The sequence below is a fragment of the Campylobacter concisus genome (genome assembly GCF_003048615.2).
GTDB classification, from domain to species: Bacteria; Campylobacterota; Campylobacteria; order Campylobacterales; family Campylobacteraceae; genus Campylobacter_A; species Campylobacter_A concisus_C.
The window spans coordinates 528,642-547,899 of sequence record NZ_CP049263.1 but is presented as its reverse complement, the minus strand read 5'-3'; the positions used below and the strand labels follow the sequence as shown (position 1 = coordinate 547,899).

Sequence of the window (19,258 nt, the reverse complement as noted above, 5' to 3'; positions counted from 1 at the left end):
ATAGTTCTTAACTTATGTTAAGGAATTTGACTATTTTAGTCCTTTTTTTAGCTTTCTTATCAAAAATCTAGCAGGATGAAGCTCGTAAAATAGCGATCTTTCTATGCAAAGTGGGCGAGCAAGCACAAGATCTGTTATCAAATTTGCTCCAAGTATCGCCGTACCAAGGCCACGTGAGCCATGAGCGAAATTTACAAAGAGATTTTTTTCGTAGCTTGCTTTTGGGTTACTATCTTTATTTTTACTCCAAAATAGCCCCTTATAATTTTGCTTGTAAAACTCCTCATCGTGCAAAGCGCCAATTATCGGAAACCTATCTCCGCTATAACTTCTATATCCCACACGTGAGCCGATGATGATAGCTTTTGACGTATCAAAAAACTCGCTCACGTCGCTTAAATTTTTAGCATTATCCTCATCTTTAGGCGTGTCGCAAATTTCATTTCTAGCGTAGGTTGCGCCGATGACTTGCACGCCTTTTACAGCTGGGCAGATGTAGCCTTTTGCGCTTAGTGGCAGAGTGTTTTTTAGCACTGGTTTTAGGTGCGTGACTTGACCTCTGACGCTACTTATTTGCATGTCATAGTCTTTAAAAATTTCACTACTCTTGCTACCTGTACAAAAGACTAAGATATCAGCCTCCAAGCTTTTTTTATTTTTAAATTTAACGCTTATCTTGCCATTTTGCAGATGCGTCCTGCTCTCATACTCGTGGTTAAATAAAACTTCAAAGTTGCTTGATAGAAATTTACAAATTTCTCTTGGTCTAGCATAAGCCGCATCTTTTATAAATATCCCAGGATATGGCTTTAAGCTCTCATCAAATTTAAAAACATCCTCCGCATTTTGATCCTGCCACGATGCGTATCTTTTAACAAGCTCATCATCAAACGCATAGTCGATGCAGCCATTAAATTTAATGAGGCTTTTTGGCAAATTTGCCTTGTAAAATCTCACTGCTTGCAAAAACGCATTTATGTGCATGCGGCCTAAATTTACCCCAGGCTTCGTAACTAATGGCATCAAGGCGCCGCAGTGGTTGCCTGAGCCATTTGTCGCGACCTCGCTCTTTGCCTCGGCGATCACCACTTTAAAGCCATTTTTAGCTAGCTCACCAGCTGTGGCAAGCCCAGCCACGCCTGCTCCTATAACAAGCGCTGTTTTGCCTTTTACGCTGGCGACTGGCTCGCACCTGGCAAACCAAGCATCCTTTAAATTTTCATCCTTTTTTTCTAGTACGGCGCTACTCATCTGGCGTTTTCTAGCGTAGCCCTCTTTTAGGCTCAGTAAAAAGCCAGCATTTTTTAGCCCATCTTTTACCATTTTTGCGCACGAGTAGGTTCTAACTATGGTGCCAATCCTGCTTAGCCTTGCGATTTGTTTAAAGACATCTTCGCTCCAGATCGAGCCATTTTTACTTGGGGCAAAGCCGTCTAAAAACCAGATATCAGCACTAAAATCAAGCTCAGACAAAATTTGATCTGCCTCACCGTAGCAAAGATCAAGAGTGATATTTGGCGCAAAATTTATGCGATGTATGCCAGAAATCAGCGGCGGATAGAGCAAAACTAGCTTTTTAGCATAGGCTTTAAAAAGGCCTAAATTTTCATAAATTTTTAAAAGATATTCTTTTTTGATAGGGCTTTTTTCGATGCTAACGAAGTGAAGTTTTTTGGAGCTAGCTTTAAATTTCTTACAAAGTGTGAAGAAATTTAGCCCAGCGCCAAAGCCAGTCTCGGCGACTATAAAGCTATCTTTGCTCTGCCAAATTTCATCAAGTGCGCTTGCAAAGACAAATTCGCTCTCAAGCCAGGGTTTTTCGGTGTTAAAGTAGATATCGCCAAACTCTTCGTTAAATGGAATTTGCCCTTTAAAGCTCAAATTTGCATTTTTCATCTATTTTTTGCGAAATATCCATCTATGCCATTTGCGATGCCATTTGCAAGGGCTTTTTGATAAGCATCGTCAAAGAGTTTTTCGCCTTCTACTGGATGTGTGATGTAGCCGATCTCGACAAGAACCGCTGGCATAAGAGCGCCAACGAGCACCCAAAATGGCGCTTCTCGCACGCTGCCGTCGCTGGCTGCATAGACCTTTCTAGCGCTTGCTAAAATTTCTTTTTGGATGTCGATACCAAGCTTGTTTGAGGCGATGATCTTCTCGCGGTTTAACACGTTTAAAAATGTCTGCTGCGAAAAATAATTCATCTCTTCGATGTCTGATTTGTTTTCAAGTGCGGCTGCGTTTTTGCTGCGCTCGCTCCTTGCAGGCGATAAGAAAAAGGTTTCGATGCCGTGCATGCTCTTTGCTTTAGCAGCGTTTGGAGCGGCGTTTGCGTGGATGGAGACAAAGAGGTCTGCCATCTTGTCGTTTGCAAATTTTGTTCTTGATCTTAAATTTATAAAAACGTCAGTTGATCTAGTGAAATAGACCTTGTAGCCACGAGATTTTAGTATCTCGCCAAGCTTTTTGGCTACACCTAAAACGGCTGTTTTTTCTTTTAAACTGCCATTTACAGCACCAGGGTCTGTGCCGCCATGCCCTGGGTCGATGACGATCGTTTTGTTGCGTGAAAACTTACCCGCCGCAACTGGAGGCAAAGGCTCTTCTACTGGCTCACTTTGTGCTGGCTCAGACTTTAAATTTGGCTCTACTGCGCTTTGCGCTGGCTTTTCGTTTTTATTTTTAAGCTTATGAAGCGGTGCTCTTACGTTTTCATTTGAGATGAAATTTTGAGCGCTGATTATTAGCAAATCCCCAGTCGCATTTGCTTTTATCGTCTTTTGCACTTTGTCAGAAAAGATGATCCTGACGGTGTTTTTGTCATACTGAGAGATGTGGATGTAGTCTGAGATGAAATTTTTATAAGTTAGTGGGTTGCCATTTAGCCTGCCATCGATGTCCATGATATTTTTGTAGGCATTTTGCTGTTTGGCAAACGATGTTTTTAGCCTTTCGGTATCTAGCTTTGTGTTAAATTTAAGCACCAAGGTGTCATTTACCTTTGTGGCACTTAGTAGCGTTAAAGCTGGCGAAACCGCTGGCGCGCTAGCACCTTTTACGCCGTTTATCGTATTTAGGTCTCTTATATATGCGCTTGAATCAAAACCAAGCGCCTTTGAACTGGTTATTAGCCTAGTAAGTGCCTGCTTTTTCGTGTTTTTATCATTTTTGATGATCGCATCGACATAGATATTTTTTATATCGTTGTGAAGCTTGATCTTAGCGCTTCTATTTAGGCCCATAAAATTTCTATCAAATTTGGCAAAAGTCTCCGAATTTGTCGCCGCAAAAAGAAAGCTAAACGCTAGAAAAAGAGATATTAAAACCCGTTTCATTCACCATGTACCAGCTTATGCATTAGCTCTTTTACGCTTATTAGCTCTTTTAGTTTGTAGCCATTTGCTCCCGTGAAAAATAGCCCACTCTCTTTTTTGCCGCTATATGCGTCAAATAGCCTATCTGCGATGCAATACCCAACCTGCTTTGCCTCTTTGCCTCTTTGACAAGGGCTTACGCAGTTGCTTATGCACTGGATCTTTGGACCCATTCTTTTATCGACTAAATTTATCAAATTTGTTCTTATCCCGCGAGCTGGATAGCCAACTGGACTCTTTATAAGCTCGATGTCTTTCTCTTCAGCTGCTAGCAAGACCTCTTTAAAGCCAATATCAGCGTCGCACTCGTGAGTGCCGATGAAGCGTGTGCCCATCTGAACGCCATTTGCTCCAAGCGATATCGCCTTTTCGATGTCATTTTTATCCCAAATTCCACCAGCTGCGATGAGAGGGAAGTCGCCCCACTCTTTGATCTCAGCTTTTACCTGTGGGATGAGATTAAATAGTGAAAACTCAGGGTCAAGGCACTGCTCGTATGTAAAGCCCTGATGTCCGCCACTTAGCGGTCCTTCAAGCACAACAGCATCTGGCAAGCGCTCATATCTTTGAAGCCAGCGCTTACAGATGATCTTTAGTGCTTTTGCGCTTGAGACGATCGGCACTAATGCGATCTCTTTAAAATTTTGTGTAAATTCAGGTAAATTTGTAGGCAAGCCTGCGCCTGAGACTATGATATTTATGCCAGCCTCGCAAGCATCTTTTACTACCCTTGCGTAGTCGTTTGCAGCATACATTATATTTACGCCAAGTGGCAAGTCGCCACAAATTTTACGTGCATTTTCTATGACTGCTCGAAGGCCTCTTGTGGAGTAGAAATTTTCGCTTCCAAAAGGCTTTGCATTTAGCTCTTTATCTATAAATTTGCGGTTTTCATAGTAGCCTGTGCCAACTGAGCTAATTATGCCAAGACCGCCTTCTAAGCTCACATTGCCAGCTAGTTTGTCCCAGCTGATGCCAAGCCCCATACCACCTTGAAATATCGGGTATTTTATCTCGTATTTACCTATTTTTAACGGCTTTAACTCCATTTATTCAACCTTTATCTTCGCAAATTTACGCTTACCAACCTGCAAGATATACTCGCCTGCTCCTAATTTTAACTGCTCATCACTAATTTTTTCTTGATTGACGCTAACTGCATTTGCTTTTATATCTCGCCTTGCTTGAGAGTTTGACTCACTTAGCCCGCACTGCGACAAGGCTTCAACTATCCAAATCGGCGCTTTTAAGCTAAATTCTTTCATATCAGTTGGGAGCTGATTTTGAGAGTGCACGCTGTTAAATTCAGCCATAGCAGCCTTAGCAGCCTCCTCACCGTGATACCTCGCTGTTATCTCGTATGCAAGATCCTCTTTTGCCTTTTTTGGATGATATTTGCCACTATTTACGTCATTCATCAGCTCTTCTATCTCGCCAAGTGTTTTTGTGCTTAGTAGCTCGTACCAGCGCCACATAAGCTCGTCACTTATGCTAAGCGTTTTTGCAAACATATCATTTGCATTTTCAGTTACGCCTATGTAGTTGCCAAGGCTCTTACTCATCTTATTTACGCCATCAAGCCCCTCAAGAAGTGGCATCATGATGACAGCTTGCTCTTTGCCGATATTATATGTTCGCTGCAAAGTTCTGCCCATTAGAAGGTTAAATTTCTGATCTGTGCCACCCATCTCGATGTCGCACTTCATAGCAACGCTATCATATCCTTGAAGAAGCGGATACATAAACTCAGAGATTGATATAGGATTGCCCACTTTTATCCTCTTTTCAAAGTCATCTCGCTCTAGCATTCTAGCTACTGAAAATGTGCTAGTTAGCTCGATTATGCCAGCAGCGCCAAGCTCATTTGACCATTTTGAGTTAAACATTATCACAGTTTTTTTAGGATCTAAAATTTTAAAAACTTGCTCTTCGTAGGTTTTAGCATTTTTTAAAACGGTCTCTTGATCTAGCTTTTTTCTAGTGGCTGACTTGCCTGTTGGATCGCCTATTTGAGCGGTAAAATCGCCTATTAAAAACTGCACGATAGCGCCGTGTTTTTGAAGCAAAGCCATCTTGTTTAAAACGACTGTGTGACCTAGGTGAAGGTCTGGAGCTGTTGGGTCAAAGCCTGCTTTTACGTAGAAATTTTCACCTTTTTCATAATAATTTTTAACTAAATTTTCAACTCTCTCAGCATCGATCATCTCGGCAACGCCGCGGTTTATCTCTTGTAAAATATCATCTATATCTTGAACCATTTTTCTCTCCTAATTATGATATGGGTCACTTTGCGAAACAAAATCAATAATCTTATATCTATCTTTGATCTTCTCTTTGATCTCGTTTGCATCGATGTTTTCTGCTATTTCGACGCTTATTTCAAACTTATCTCCGCTAAGATCATTTGCTTCGTTTAGCGAGATTGTAGCTAAATTTATATCAAGTCTAGCAAGATATGTTAAAAATTCAGCCAACGCACCTTTTCTATTTTCTAAATTTAATAAAATTTTATACCTATGTGGAGCATTTCTCGTCCATTTGACAAAGATGATCTCATCGCCTTTATCCATGAGCTTACCAGCGCGCTCGCAAAGCTTGTGATGCACTGTCACGGTGTGACCATTTTTAAAGCCAACTATGCTATCGCCCCTTTTTGGATTGCAACAATAATCAAACTCGACATTTGAAATTTTGTGATTTGAGTAGATCACTATGTTTTCAAATTTTTGCTTTTTGATCTGGTATTTGTCGCCCAAAGAGATCATAAATGGACGCTCTTTTCTGATGTATTTTTTAAGCATATTTGCCACTTCTTGTAGATACTCGCTATCAGTTGCCGCGCGAAAGACCTTTTTGCCTAAATTTTCGCTCTCTATCCACTCTAAAATTCTATCTTTTGAGACGTTAAATACTGATTTTAAGATATCTATCGCCATTTTGTAGTTTATATCTCTTATCTTTTGCTTACAAAATGACCTTATCGTCGCCTTTGCCTTGCCTGTTCGCACACTATTTATCCACGAACAGCGAAATTTAGCCTCTTCGCCAGTTACTATCCTAACGATGTCGCCATTTTTTAGCTCTGTTAGAAGCGGCATCCTAACGCGGTTTATATAAGCTTCTTTTGCGTAAAGTCCGATCTCTGAGTGAATCTCATAAGCATAATCAAGCGCCGTAGCACCGCGTGGCAATGTAAAGACCTCTCCCTTTGGAGAATAAACTGCGATATCTTCGATATAAAGGCTATCTTTTGCATATTCATAAAGCTCTTCGACGTTGCCCTCGTTCTCGCTATTTTGCATGCTGATGTCATTTAGCCAGTCAAGCTTTGGATTTAAGAGGCTGCCCTCGCCGTTTTTATATTTCCAGTGAGCGGCGACACCGTATTCAGCGGTTTTATGCATATCATAAGTGCGAACTTGCGCCTCAAAGATGCTTTTGTTATCAAAAATGGTTGTGTGTATCGTTTGATAGCCATTTTGCTTTGGAAGTGCAATATAGTCTTTAAACCTCGAGATGAGAGGGTTAAAATTTATATGTAAATTTCCAAGTGCCAGGTAGCAATCAAGCGGCTTTTCCACGAGAATTCTAATAGCAAGCAAGTCAAGCACCTCTTCGATAGAAATGCCCTTTCTTTGCATCTTTAGATAGATCGAGTAGTAGTGTTTTATGCGTTTTTGTATCTCAAAAGTGCCCTCGATAAAGCCATTTTCAAGCAAAATTTGGCTTACCTTTTCGTGAAAAGCATTTAGTTTTAGGCTAAGTTGTTGCTTGTTTTTGTTTAGGTAGCTATCGATCTTTGCGTATTCTTCTGGCATCGCATACTTAAAGCTTAGATCTTCAAGCATGTTTTTGATCGATGAAATTCCTAGCCTATGAGCGATCGGAGCATAGACCATAAGCGTCTCTTCAGCTATGCGTTTTTGCTTTTCAGGCCTTAGCGCTTCAAGCGTTAGCATGTTGTGAAGTCTGTCGCAAAGCTTTACGACAAGGACTCTGACGTCTTCTATGGAGATTAAGAGCATCTTTCTAAAAGTTAGCGCCGAACTTGCAAGTTTTTCGTTGCTATCTGAGCTTGCAAGCTTATTTTCTCTAATGGCAACTATCTTTGTAAGCCCTTCAACTAGCTTTGCAACCTCATCGCCAAATTCAGCCTGAAGCTCACCTAACGTTACGTCGGTATCTTCAACCACGTCATGAAGAAGTGCAGCTATAACCATACTCTCATCGCCGCCCATGTTTGCTACGATAGAGGCTACTAAGATGGGGTGGATGGCGTATGGTTCGCCACTTTTGCGGTATTGTCCAGCGTGAGATGTGACGCAGCTATCGATAGCTTTGTCTAAAATTTCACTTCTTTCACAAAGAGAAAAGAGCAGTTTTATCGCTTCTGAAACGTTTTTACAAGCTAAAATTTGCTCTATTAACTGCTCTAAAAAAAGACTATTTTCCTTCAACTATTGCCTCTAAGCCTATTTTGCCCTCAGCCACTTCAAGTAGTGCGATGTCAGCAAATTTCATCTTTGAAGTATCAGCATCAACTAAAGCTATGGCGCCATTTGCTAGCGCTTCTGCACGCTTTGCAACGATAAGTGAAAGCTTATATCTGTCATCTCCTACTTGTTTTAGCGCTCTTGCTGTGATTTGTTCTGTTCTCATTTTTATCCTTTTTGAAATTTATTTTACAACTGAGTATAGGGCTGCTTCTTCTTCATTTATTATTTTTAATAAATTTCCAGCCTTAAACATATTACAAACTAAGATCGGCAGTGCGTTATCCTTTGCTAAAGCTATGGCAGTGTCGTCCATAACCTTGATGTCATCGCTCATCGCCTTTTCGTAGTTCAGTGATTTTAGAAGTTTTGCATCTTTGAATTTTTTAGGATCTTTGTCATAAACGCCATCAACTTTTGTCGCTTTTATGATCATATCTGAGCCGATCTCGATAGCTCTTAGCGTGGCTGCTGTATCTGTTGTGAAGAATGGATTGCCCGTGCCTGCAGCAAAGATAACAACTCTGCCCTTTTCCAAATGGCGCTGCGCACGTCCCACGATGAAAGTCTCGCAGATCGCCTCCATCTTGATCGCGCTTTGCACTCTTACCTCAAGGCCGCTTCTCTCCAAAGCTTCACGCATCGCGATCGAGTTGATGACAGTTGCTAGCATGCCCATGTGATCGCCACTTGTTCGCTTGATGATACCATCTTTTGCAGCGCTCACACCACGCACTATGTTACCACCGCCTATTACGATGCCAACTTCGATCCCACCATCGATGAGTTCTTTTATCTCGCTTGCTATAAATTTAAGCACAGCTGTGTCTATGCCAAAACCATTTTCTCCAGCCAAGGCCTCGCCTGAAAATTTGACCAATACGCGTTTTCTCTTACTCATTGTCATGCTCCTTGAAATTCACGCATTTTAGCCAAAAAGGCTTTAAATTTAGCTAATAACGCTTACAAAGTGACTATTTTGAGATCATTTCAAGCGGGTCGATATGGTAGTTTTTTTGCGTTACTTCAAAGGTTAGATCGTTTCTAACTCGGCCTATGACATAGCCTTTTTGCACGACTGAGCCTACTTTTACAGTTGGCGCGATCTGGCTTAGGTGAGCGTAGATCGTGTGGATGCCATTTTCGTTTTCTATAATGACGACATTTTCAAGCATCGGAGTCGCTTTTGCAAATACGACCTTGCCATTTAGCACGCTTTTTACCTTCGCATCTGGCGTGCTTGAGCGAAGCACGACTGACTCATTGAAAATTTTGATGTTATATATCGGATCTACGTAATTGCCAAATTTTTGCTTTACAGAGTAGCTATCAAGTGGAGCGATCGTCCTTGCGCCTGAGTATCTCTTAACTGAGCTTGTTTGATAGCCCCCACCCATTGGCTGGCTCTTTAACCCTTTTTTGTCACCTTTGCTAGCTGCTCTTTCTTGCTTTTCTCTGGCTGCACGTGCGGCTTCATCCTCTTGTTTTTGCATGATAGCAAGCTGTTCTAGTGTCTTTCTTAGCTCATCTTGCTGCGCTTGAAGCTTGGCTAGCTTTTTGCTGTAAATTTCTTTATCACGTTTTAGCCCGTTTATTGTATTTTTCTGCGTGCTCTCTAGGCTTTGTAGATCATTTTGCTTGCGCCTATAGTTTTTTATGCTTGAGTTTATCTCATTTATCTTACTTGATTTGTTTTTTATCTTCTCTATCGTATCTTCGTAGTTCTCACTAAGTCTTTTAAAGTCCTCTTTAGCTATGGCGTTTAGCTTGGTTAAAATTTGCGATGAGATGATGCTCTCTTCGCTTTGTTTGCCCTCGCTTGCTGACATCATGAGATCAAATGAGAGGTCTTCTGCGATGATCCTTATCATATTTTGCTCTAGCTCTTTTTGAGTGCGCTCTAGCTCTTTGTTTTGCTTTGTTAGATCATCAAGCTCAAGAAGCGCTTTTGAAGCATTTGTCTCAAGAACTGAAATTTGACCTTTTAAATTTGTGATATCGCCGCTTATGCCGCGCAGTTTTTTCTCGCCATTTACGATATCGCCGGCCAAGTCATCAAGCTTTTTGCTAAGCTGCTCGCTCATAGCCTGCGTCGATCTTAGCGAGTTTTTGGAGTCTTTTATCTTCTCTTTAGTATTTGATGCAAAAGCTAGACTAAATGCTAGCAAAAGTGTAAAAATTCCTTTTTTCATATCGTGCTTTTTCTAGCCTTGCTCATCACTAAACTAACAGCAAAAATGCTTAAAACCACAGCCACGCCAAATAAGATAAAAATATCTCTTGAAAGATCAAGGCTAGGCAAGACTACATCGATGCTTGCGGCATTTTCTCTAAAAATTTCAATACTAGGCAAGAAAAAGAAAAATGCACCAACAGCAATGGTCGCAACTATGCTATCAACCATGGCTGATTTATAGAGCATGGCTGATTTTAGCCAAAATGGCGCGCCAAAAAGCGTCATGATCTCGATGCGCTCTCTATGCTCAAATAGCCAAATTTTAGTCTGCTTAAGCATAAGCATAAGCCCAACGACACAAAGTATCGCCATAAATGCATACGATATGCTTTTAGCTAAATTTAGCATCTTAAAGACCTTGTCATGGGTCTTTGAAAATGTCTCGACCTTGCTTATACCATCAAATTTCAAAAGCTTTTGCTTTATCTCCTCCATATATTCTGGCGATGGAAATTCACTTAATCTTAGCGAGTAAAATTTAGGCAAAGCGTTTTGAAGGATGGATAAATTTTTAGCCGAGATGTCGTTTGATAGGCGGTCGATGATCTTTTGCGGGCTTAGTGGCTCAATGCTAGCTAGCGTGCTAACCACTGGCTTTAGCACTGGCTCGCTTAGCTCTTTGTTTGAGACCACCACGATGTTGTAGTCATTTCCCATAAGCCTCTCATACTCTCTTACGATCTTGTCCGCTGTGAGGCTAAACTGCACTGAAAATAAAAGTGCGATCAGCGGCAATATAAATCCAAGGTGATTTTTAAGCGATCTCATGCACGCCTCCATTTTCTATTACAAAGTGGCGGTATGGGATGCGAAGCGTTGATGGGATGTGATGCGTCACCACGACGACGCTTGTGCCTAGAAATTCTCTGGCTGATTTTAGAAGCGACCAGATGACATCGCTTGAGTATTCGTCTAAATTTCCCGTTGGCTCGTCACATAAGAGCAAATTTGGATTGTGCGCGAGTGCTCTTGCCATGGCAACTCTTTGCTGTTCGCCACCACTTAGCTCCATAGGGTATTTATCGGCTTTGTGAAGCATATTTACATGTTTTAAAAGTTTAGCCACCTGCTTTTTGCTCACATTTTGATTGACGCCTTTGATGATAAGTGGCAGCATGACGTTTTTTTCGACATTCCACTCATTTATCAAGCGGTAGTTTTGAAATATAATGCCAACTCGCTGCCTAAGCTCGCAAAGTCTTTTGTCATCGATGTCGTCCATTTGCGTCATGCAGACATTTAGCTCGCCAGCTAGGGGCGAAATTTCTCCGTAAAATGACTTTAAAAGCGTGCTTTTTCCGCTTCCACTCTTGCCTGTGATAAAGACAAAGTCATTTGCGTAGATGTCTAAATTTACGCTATTGATCACAACCTCGTTGCGCTCATAAGCTAGGCTTAAATTTCTTGCGCTAATTATCTCTTGCATCAGCCAAATACTCCTTCAAAAGCTCGTGTGCTGCTAAATTTTCACGTATTAAGATCGGTTTTTTTATAAAATATTCGCTTTTTTCATCGCTTATTTTGATGAAACACTGCTCAGGTTTGTTAAACGCTCCAAAAGCGACTTTTAGCAAAATTTCACCCTCTTTTATGGTGTAAATTTCTTCAAAATGTAAAAAATGATCCTCTTTTTTTATGATGAAATTTTTGAAATTTTTAATGATATTTTTTACGCTTGTCTTTTCTTTAAAGCTAAAATCCCCAGTCAAAACGCTCTCGCCACTTTCAACCTCACAAGTATAAATAACATCGTAGATATCCTTATCTTGGCGTCTCCAGCGGTCTTCATACTTGCTTGTTACTTCTAAATTTCTATTTTTAAAAGCCTCTATCTTTGAGTTTGTGGGTTCTAAAAATTTACTCAAACTAAAGTCGCAATACTCCTTGCTATCAGTCCGTAGCTCAAATTTACCACCAAGCTTTAGTATCCTCTCGCACTCAAGCGCAAACGCCGATGAGACCACGCGTCTATGCTCTGCCTTGTCCCACGGCACTGGGAAGTGTAAAAATACCCTATTAACTAAATTTGATCCAACTAGCGAGAGTAAGAGCCTTGCGTCTGTGTTTATCAGCCGCACGTTTTCTAGGGCATTTACCTTAGCAAGCTTGGCTACTTGCTCGATGCTTGGCTTATAGACCTCTATGCCGATAACTAGGGCATTTGGGTTGTTTTTAGCCTGATAGAGCAAGTGCCTGCCAGAGCCAAAGCCTATCTCGATAAAAATCTCTTTAAATTTATCTTTTAGCTCGCAAAAAGCTGGCGCAAACTCTTCAAGACTTAAAATTTCACTCACTTTTTTGGTCAAATTTGTCTTTTTCACAGCAAATGCTTGACTGATGACGCCGTTACAACTTTGCTCTTTAAAAAGCTCAAGTGCTTCTTGTAAAAGGCCAACTTTAGCAGGCTTTGTAAGCTTTTCTCCCTTTACGACGACGCCATTTTTGCCTGGCTTTACGGCTAGAAAAAAGCCTTCATCTTCATTTTTTGTGTAGATGAGCCTCTCGTTTCGGCCATTTGCCTGCCAAAGAAATTTGATCTTGTCGTTACCAAATGGAAACGAGAGCTCTTTTAAGGACGAAGCGATGAAATTTGGCATTATTTTATGCTAACTTCTACTTTTGATGACTTATCAGAGGCGATGCCGTATTCATCGACTGCTACGACGCTGTAAGAGTAGCTAGCGCCCGCTTGGACGCTGTCATCTCTAAGCCCAGTATCACTTATGCCGCTAAAGACTTTCTCGCTAGCGCCACTTCTATAAACTGTATATGAGCTAGCTCTATCAACTGCACTCCAGCTTACATTTACGCCGCTACCATCGTAGCTAGCGCTTATGCTTGGAGTTTTTGGTGCGCCAAGTGTGCTACCAACGATCGGCTCTTCTTGCTTCAAGCTCTCAAGACCGTCTTTATCGACTGCTGTGACTCTATAATACCTTGTCGCTGCGTTTGTATTTATGAGATCCTCATAGGTGTTGCTAGTCGTTTTTGCTAGGTATGTGTAAGGTAAAATTTTACTTGTCGTTCTATAAACCTTAAAATAAGCAAAATCCTCAGCCGGCGCGTAATCCCACGTTAAGATGATCTTTTTTGGTGCATTTTTGGTCGCTTGGACATTCGTTACTGTTTTAGGGTAACTCCTTTGTTGTGGCGCTTATGTTTTGGCTTGGTTTTGAGATGACGCCAGAAGAAGTTTTAACTAAGATCCTATACTCATAAGACCTGCCAGGTTTTACCTCAGTGTCGATATACTCGGCATTTAGTCTGCCATTTACCTCTGCGATCTGGCTAAATTTATTAGCTCCTGCATCGCTTCTTTGGATGATGTAGCTAGCTACTGTGCTATCAGGATGTGGTCTCCAGATCACTTTTACGCGGCCTGGAAGCCCTGTGATAGCTTGTGCAAATGGTACAGAGTCAAGTAGTGGCTTAGTTGTCGCAGTTGCGATCGCACCTGGTTGAGAGATGGCGTTGCTTGAGTAGGTTCTCATTTGGTATGAGTAAGTGGTCTCTGGAGCTAGGTCACGATCCACATAGTGCGTAGCAAAGCGGTCTTTTATGTTTGCAACTAGTTGCATTTTTGAGTTTGCATCGTTTGGATTTGAGCGGTAAAGGTAGTAGCCAACGACGCTCTCATCGGTCACTGGGTTCCACTCAAAGCCAACTTCTGTCATATCTGAAATAGTTTTTAAGCTTGTAATCGTTGGTAGTGACGTGCTTTGCTGAGTCGGTACGCTAGAGCCGCATCCCGCTAAGAAAGCTACTAAAAATGGTGTCAATATGCGTAGGGCAAATTTTTTCATCAAAAATCTCCTTGGGAATTTTTTTGTAAATTATTTGGTTAAAGTCATCATACGTTTTTGCGGTAAATTCTACCCTTTTGCCAGTTCGCGGATGGATAAAATAGAGCATATAAGCGTGAAGCATAACCCTGCTTATTTTATCGCCTTGGCTCTTAAATCCGTATAAATCATCGCCTAAAATGTGGCGATTTATGCTTGCAAGATGCACTCTTATCTGGTGCGTCCTGCCTGTAAAAAGCTTTGCTGCTATCAAATTTACTCCACCTTCGCTTAGCAAATTTACAAAGGCACTTTTTGCAAATTTAGCGTCTGCGACGATCGCTTTTTTTAGGCGGTTGTTTGGATTTCTGCCGATTGGCTTGTCGATGATGACGTCCTCTTTTAGGGGTAGGTCGGTGAGCGCTAGATAAATTCGTCCCATGCTCTTATCGCTTAGCTGCTCGCTTAGTTTTGCATGGGCGAAGTTGTTTTTAGCGACGACGATAGCGCCACTCGTGCCCTTATCTAGGCGGTGGACGATGCCAGCTCTTACGTCACCGTTTAAATTTGAGAGCATAAAGCCTTTTTTGTTTAGCCACTCGACAAGTGTCGCCTCTTTGACGCTTGGGGCTTGGTGAACGACGATTTGCGGGGGTTTGTTTAGCACTATGAGATCGTCGTCTTCATATATAATCGGGATATCGAAATTTACTTCGTACTCGTTTTGTACCTCTTTTTTTGGGGCAAAATTTACGCAAATTTCATCGTTTTCATTTAACAAAAAGCTTGGTTTTGAGATAGGCTTTAAATTTACGCTTACAAGGGAGTCTTTTATCAAATTTAAAGCTTGATTACGTGAAATTTGAAGCTCTTTGGCCACTGCAACGTCGAGTCTTGAGCTATTTAAAACATTAAATTTAACCAAAATCAAAGCCTTGTTTGTGATATAATCTAGCCCAAAAATTAAGGTTTGCTTCTTGATAAAACTAGATCGGCGTATTTTAACACATTTTGATTTTATTCAGCCGTTTTTGATCATCCCAATCATAGCCATCTCATACATCCTAGTTTCCGAAGCAAACGATATTTTGGCGAACAAACAGCTTGTATATTTTGGCATCGGATTTGTCTCATTTTGCATCGCATTTTTACTGCCTATTAGACGCATTGACTGGATCATCCCGATGTTTTACTGGGTCTGCATCGTGCTGCTTTTAAGCGTTGATATCTTTGGCGTTAGCAAGCTTGGAGCTAGGCGCTGGCTTGAAATTCCCTTCGTTCACTTCACACTTCAGCCCTCAGAGCTCATGAAGCCAGCCTTTTTGCTGATGCTGGCCTATCTAGTTAAGCAGCGCCCGCCAGAAGTCGATGGATATGGGCTAAAAGACTTTTTAAGGCTTAGTTTTTACATACTTTTGCCATTTGCGCTCATCATGAAAGAGCCTGATCTTGGCACCGCGCTCATACTTTTGATAGTTGGCTACACCATCCTTTTTGTCATCGGCGTAAATAAGAAAATTTGGATCTGCATCATCCTTGCCATAGGATTTTCGGCGCCAGTTTTATATGAAAATTTACATGATTATCAAAAAAAGAGGATCCACGACTTCATCGCCGAAGAGCCAAGCTACCACGTCAAACAAAGTATCATCGCCATAGGTAGCGGCGGGCTAAAAGGTAAGCCAAAGGACGAGGCGACGCAAACGCACTTTAAATTTTTGCCAATCGCCACAAGTGACTTCATCTTTGCCTACAATATCGAGCGTTTTGGCTTTTATGGGGCGCTTCTTTTGCTGGGGCTTTATGGAGCGCTTATAACGCACTTACTTAGCCTAAATTATGGGCTTAAGAATGATTATTTCACGCAGGTGACCTCCACTGGCATAGCCGCGCTCATCTTTGTTTATGTGGGGGTAAATGTCTCGATGACGATCGGCTTTGCGCCGGTTGTGGGCGTGCCGCTGCCGTTTTTTAGCTACGGCGGAAGCAGCTTCGTCACCTTCATGGTACTTTTTGGGATACTGCAAAATCTGCTAACTTTTAGGTTTGATAGAACATATAGCTTGATAAAATTTCGCTTCTAAACCAAATTTTTAGTATTTAAAATTTATCTCCAAACATAGAGTACATCGCTTTTTCTTCTCCCCACATCTCTTTATGTTTTTTAATGCAAGACTTTATGGCATTTACAAGATATTTGATATCTTCTTTAGTGTGAGTGTAATGTATACTAACGCGCACCCAGCCAGGTTTTACGTCAAAGACAGCATTATCTTTTAAATGAAGCAAATCATGCCCATATGGACCAGCACAGTCACAGCCTGCACGTGTTTGGACACCAAAGTCATTGCTTAAACTAGCCGCAAAATCATAAGGCGATACATCTTTTATATTAAAAGCAAATATAGGCAATCTTTCTACATTTTTAGGACAATAATTTATAACTTCATCTATATTTTTTAGTTCCTCGCAAAAGAGGCTTCCAAGCTCATATTCGGCCTTTTTTATCACCTCAAATCCAATCTCATTTCTTAGTTTATAAGCTAAATTTGCACGTATTAGCTGTATTATCGGCGGCGTCCCACCCTCTTCTAAATGCTCAAATTCATTTACAAAAAGATGTGATGTTCTACTTACATATTTGACTGTGCCACCAGCTGCAAATGTTGGCACATCTTTACAGAGCTCTTTTTTGATCACCAAAAGACCGCAGCTGCCCACTCCACCAAGTAGCTTATGAGGCGAGAGAAACAATGCATCAAAATACTTGCAATCAATATTTTCATAAGCACTAAGTGTAGCAGCATCAAGTGCAAAAATTCCGCCATGTTCTTTAACTAGTCTGTAAATTTCTTTATAGTCACTCTTTATGCCGGTTACGTTTGAAGCGGCACTAAAGCAAGCTATGATCTTTCTTTTTGAGTTTAACTTTAAAATTTGTTTTAAATTAAGAATGTCTATCTTGCCGCTTTCATCAAGTCCTATACGCTCTATATCGCAAAGTCCCTCCCTTAAGCTAACTTCAACAGAGTGATGTTCATATGGCGAAATGATGGCAAGCGGCACCTTTACATTTCTTAAATTTTGTGTACCAATAAGCTCTCTTGTTGCTGGCGGCAGATAAATTCCCATTATCTCCTGAAATTTCTTTATCGCAGCCGTTGCGCCTTGACCTGTTGCTATTAGATAAAAGCTATCATCAAGCCCCAAAAGCTCCTTTAGCTCGGCTCTTGCGTTTTCATAGCGTTTTTGCGTTAGCACGGCGCTTGAACTGCTGTCTGAGTGAGTGTTTGCGTAGGTTTTTAAAAATTTTGAAATTTCATCTTCGATAGGCGCATAGGCAAGTCCTGAAGCTGTGTAGTCAAAATAGTAAATTCCATCTTTTAAAATGATATTTTTTCTTACTTCATCTATGGTTGGCACGATTTTCCTTTTGGTTAAAAGCGCGATTATAATGAAATTTTGTATAAAGTGAGGTTACAAGCGGGCAGGGCGCCCACTCGCGTCTGTTTATTTGTTTAAGAAGTTTTTCTCTAACCACTCGTTAGCTTTTGCTTCACTCTCAAATCTTTGGCTCTTAGCAACTTGGTTTGCACCCTCATAAAAACGGATACGAATGCCGTCTTGAACGCTATCGATCTTGATTCTAGTGATCTTATCTTTGTTTAGATAAGTCCTGTCATTTAGTTTTACATACATGTTTTTCTCCTTTTAAAAATTTGGTTTATTTTTTATCGTTTTTCTTCTCGTCTTGTTTTAAAAATAGCTCTTTAAAGCGCTTATTTGCGTAGTCTTCGATGTCGTTTTGAAGCTGTTTATAGGCGTTTATAAGCTCGTGTGCTCTATCATTTAGCGTAGTGCCAGCGCTATCTCCGCCACCTTGCTTGGTCGTAAAGAGATCTTCTTTTAAATTTTTTTGCAAAATTTGTAGATGCGACCAGCATTTTTTATAGTTCATACCTAAAATTTCAGCTGCCTTTGATATCGAGCCAACCTCGGCTATAACGTCTAAAACCTCGGTTTTGCCCTTGCCAAATATAAGCTCGCCCTCGTCGTTTTCTATCCAAGTCTTTGTCTTTACTCTCATCTTTTTGCCTTTCTTTTCCTTAAAACAGCCTAGCTGACAGTACTTCACATCAAAGCCGTAGTCTCTAAGCGTCGAGCGCATGGTCTTTAGCCCGCCGTTAGCCGCCGCCATCTCTCTTGCATCTTTGCAAAAAACTCTGCCCTTTTCGTCGCTCACTTCTTTTAGTTTTAGCGACAATGTAAATTTACCGCGGTCTTTATCCAAGCCACCAAACTGTCCAAGCTCGCAGTTGTCTATCTTGATGCCAAGCCTGGTTGCCTCGTCGCTTACCTCGCCGACCTCTATGCCAAGCTTGTTTGCGATCTTAAAAGCCGTGCCGCAGTCAAGTTTGCCGCTTTTATTTAGCGTTTGTTTTATTAGCTCTTCTAAATTTTTACTCATAAATTCTCTCTTCGCCGCTATAAACGTTGATATTTTCGCCCCTTGCAAAACCACAAAGTGTTAGCTCAAATTTACGAGCGATCACCACGCCAAGGCTAGTTGGCGCTGTCCTTGAGATAAGCGCTGGCACCCCGTGCATAACGGCCTTTGCGACCATCTCTGAGCTAAGTCTGCCACTCACCATCAAAAATGAATTTGCTAAGTTAGCTCCGTCTAAAACGGCCTTGCCAACGGCTTTATCGATCGTATTGTGCTGAGCGATATCCTCGCCTATGTAAAATTTATCTTCGCTCACAAAGAGCTTTGCCGTATGCACGCAGCCAGTCATCTCATAAAGCTCGCACTGCGTGTAAAACTCCCTCATTTGAGCAAGGATCATATCTTTGTTAAATTTAGCTCCGCTTTTTACGGCTCTTGCTGCCATCGCCTGTGGGTCGATGTTTGCCGTTGAGCTTCTGCCACAGCCACTTATTATGACCTTTTCTTCGTCAAACTGCTCTAGGCGCTTTTCGTTCACTTTGGCGCTTACATAGACGCTTAGCTCGTCGCTTGAGAGCCTAACTTCTGTTATGTCCTCTGGCTTTGTGATGACGTTTTCACTGATCAAATAGCCCACAGCAAGCGCCTTTTGATCGGTAGGCGTTGCCATAACGGCACCAAATTTTTTGTCATTTATGTAAATTTCAAGCTTGATCTCACGCACCAAGATATCATCAACTACTTCTTTATTTACACCCCTAAATTTTGTTATTTTGGTTGTAAAAATAGGTTGCATATTGCTCCTTTTGTTTTAAAGCATCTTAGTGATAAACGTAAAAAATTTTATAGATTGTAGTAAAAGCTTTCTTAAATAAAGCAAAAACTTAAACTCATTTAGATGCGTTTACATCACTATTTTAAAT

Annotated in this window: 19 protein-coding genes; 1 reads left to right on the top strand and 18 read right to left on the bottom strand. The window is 41.1% G+C overall.

The features are described 5' to 3' along the window. Positions 1 to 30 precede the first annotated feature (30 nt). From mnmC to CVS89_RS02760, 14 genes are all read right to left on the bottom strand, one after another. Positions 31 to 1,896: a bifunctional tRNA (5-methylaminomethyl-2-thiouridine)(34)-methyltransferase MnmD/FAD-dependent 5-carboxymethylaminomethyl-2-thiouridine(34) oxidoreductase MnmC gene (mnmC, locus tag CVS89_RS02825; RefSeq protein ID WP_107848346.1), complete on the bottom strand. Its 1,866-nt coding sequence runs from the start codon at positions 1,894 to 1,896 to the stop codon at positions 31 to 33. Beyond that, on the bottom strand, positions 1,893 to 3,338 hold the full coding sequence (locus CVS89_RS02820; protein ID WP_107848345.1) for an N-acetylmuramoyl-L-alanine amidase family protein: 1,446 nt from the start codon (positions 3,336 to 3,338) through the stop codon (positions 1,893 to 1,895). Before CVS89_RS02820 ends, mnmC begins: the two co-directional genes overlap by 4 nt. Next, positions 3,335 to 4,426, bottom strand: a complete 1,092-nt coding sequence (locus CVS89_RS02815; RefSeq protein WP_004317256.1) for a nitronate monooxygenase — start codon at positions 4,424 to 4,426, stop codon at positions 3,335 to 3,337. Before CVS89_RS02815 ends, CVS89_RS02820 begins: the two co-directional genes overlap by 4 nt. Beyond that, a complete protein-coding gene (gene tyrS / locus CVS89_RS02810; protein ID WP_107848344.1) occupies positions 4,427 to 5,635 on the bottom strand; it encodes a tyrosine--tRNA ligase in 1,209 nt (402 codons plus the stop codon). It abuts the gene before it with no gap. A gap of 9 nt (positions 5,636 to 5,644) precedes the next feature. Continuing rightward, the gene (locus CVS89_RS02805; RefSeq protein WP_107848343.1) at positions 5,645 to 7,834 is read right to left on the bottom strand and encodes a RelA/SpoT family protein; all 2,190 of its coding nucleotides are present in this window, start codon (positions 7,832 to 7,834) and stop codon (positions 5,645 to 5,647) included. Then, positions 7,821 to 8,036, bottom strand: coding sequence for a DNA-directed RNA polymerase subunit omega (locus CVS89_RS02800; protein WP_004317259.1), 216 nt, complete (start codon positions 8,034 to 8,036; stop codon positions 7,821 to 7,823). Before CVS89_RS02800 ends, CVS89_RS02805 begins: the two co-directional genes overlap by 14 nt. A gap of 18 nt (positions 8,037 to 8,054) precedes the next feature. Beyond that, the gene (gene pyrH, locus CVS89_RS02795; protein WP_103567680.1) at positions 8,055 to 8,771 is read right to left on the bottom strand and encodes a UMP kinase; all 717 of its coding nucleotides are present in this window, start codon (positions 8,769 to 8,771) and stop codon (positions 8,055 to 8,057) included. Between the two features lie 73 nt (positions 8,772 to 8,844). After that, positions 8,845 to 10,062 (bottom strand): murein hydrolase activator EnvC family protein, encoded by a 1,218-nt coding sequence (locus tag CVS89_RS02790; RefSeq protein WP_107848342.1) that lies wholly within the window; start codon positions 10,060 to 10,062, stop codon positions 8,845 to 8,847. Further along, positions 10,059 to 10,874 carry a cell division protein FtsX gene (locus CVS89_RS02785; RefSeq protein WP_107848341.1) on the bottom strand — a complete coding sequence of 272 codons (816 nt, stop codon included), beginning with the start codon at positions 10,872 to 10,874 and terminating at the stop codon, positions 10,059 to 10,061. The genes CVS89_RS02790 and CVS89_RS02785 overlap by 4 nt, the downstream gene beginning before the upstream one ends. After that, a complete protein-coding gene (locus CVS89_RS02780; protein ID WP_107848340.1) occupies positions 10,861 to 11,532 on the bottom strand; it encodes a cell division ATP-binding protein FtsE in 672 nt (223 codons plus the stop codon). Before CVS89_RS02780 ends, CVS89_RS02785 begins: the two co-directional genes overlap by 14 nt. After that, positions 11,516 to 12,703 (bottom strand): tRNA (guanosine(46)-N7)-methyltransferase TrmB, encoded by a 1,188-nt coding sequence (gene trmB / locus CVS89_RS02775; protein ID WP_107848339.1) that lies wholly within the window; start codon positions 12,701 to 12,703, stop codon positions 11,516 to 11,518. The genes CVS89_RS02780 and trmB overlap by 17 nt, the downstream gene beginning before the upstream one ends. Beyond that, on the bottom strand, positions 12,703 to 12,999 hold the full coding sequence (locus CVS89_RS02770) for a hypothetical protein (protein WP_232524001.1): 297 nt from the start codon (positions 12,997 to 12,999) through the stop codon (positions 12,703 to 12,705). The genes trmB and CVS89_RS02770 overlap by 1 nt, the downstream gene beginning before the upstream one ends. Positions 13,000 to 13,234: 235 nt before the next feature. Beyond that, on the bottom strand, positions 13,235 to 13,909 hold the full coding sequence (locus CVS89_RS02765) for a fibronectin type III domain-containing protein (RefSeq protein ID WP_180543904.1): 675 nt from the start codon (positions 13,907 to 13,909) through the stop codon (positions 13,235 to 13,237). Beyond that, positions 13,842 to 14,813: an RluA family pseudouridine synthase gene (locus CVS89_RS02760; RefSeq protein ID WP_107848337.1), complete on the bottom strand. Its 972-nt coding sequence runs from the start codon at positions 14,811 to 14,813 to the stop codon at positions 13,842 to 13,844. Before CVS89_RS02760 ends, CVS89_RS02765 begins: the two co-directional genes overlap by 68 nt. 52 nt (positions 14,814 to 14,865) lie before the next feature. Between CVS89_RS02760 and CVS89_RS02755 the strand changes: the two genes are divergently transcribed. Then, positions 14,866 to 15,972 carry an FtsW/RodA/SpoVE family cell cycle protein gene (locus CVS89_RS02755; RefSeq protein WP_107848336.1) on the top strand — a complete coding sequence of 369 codons (1,107 nt, stop codon included), beginning with the start codon at positions 14,866 to 14,868 and terminating at the stop codon, positions 15,970 to 15,972. A gap of 16 nt (positions 15,973 to 15,988) precedes the next feature. On the opposite strand, the gene CVS89_RS02750 is transcribed toward CVS89_RS02755, so the two are convergent. The 4 genes from CVS89_RS02750 to fdhD all read right to left on the bottom strand — a co-directional run bounded on the left by CVS89_RS02750 (position 15,989) and on the right by fdhD (position 19,131). Then, positions 15,989 to 17,311 (bottom strand): aminotransferase class V-fold PLP-dependent enzyme, encoded by a 1,323-nt coding sequence (locus tag CVS89_RS02750; RefSeq protein WP_107848335.1) that lies wholly within the window; start codon positions 17,309 to 17,311, stop codon positions 15,989 to 15,991. A gap of 87 nt (positions 17,312 to 17,398) precedes the next feature. Then, positions 17,399 to 17,587: a hypothetical protein gene (locus CVS89_RS02745; RefSeq protein ID WP_002941192.1), complete on the bottom strand. Its 189-nt coding sequence runs from the start codon at positions 17,585 to 17,587 to the stop codon at positions 17,399 to 17,401. A 25-nt stretch (positions 17,588 to 17,612) separates the two neighbouring features. After that, entirely contained in the window at positions 17,613 to 18,356 is a 744-nt protein-coding gene (locus CVS89_RS02740) for a winged helix-turn-helix domain-containing protein (RefSeq protein ID WP_002941311.1), read from the bottom strand. After that, positions 18,349 to 19,131, bottom strand: coding sequence for a formate dehydrogenase accessory sulfurtransferase FdhD (gene fdhD, locus CVS89_RS02735; RefSeq protein ID WP_107848334.1), 783 nt, complete (start codon positions 19,129 to 19,131; stop codon positions 18,349 to 18,351). The genes CVS89_RS02740 and fdhD overlap by 8 nt, the downstream gene beginning before the upstream one ends. Between the last annotated feature and the right edge of the window lie 127 nt (positions 19,132 to 19,258).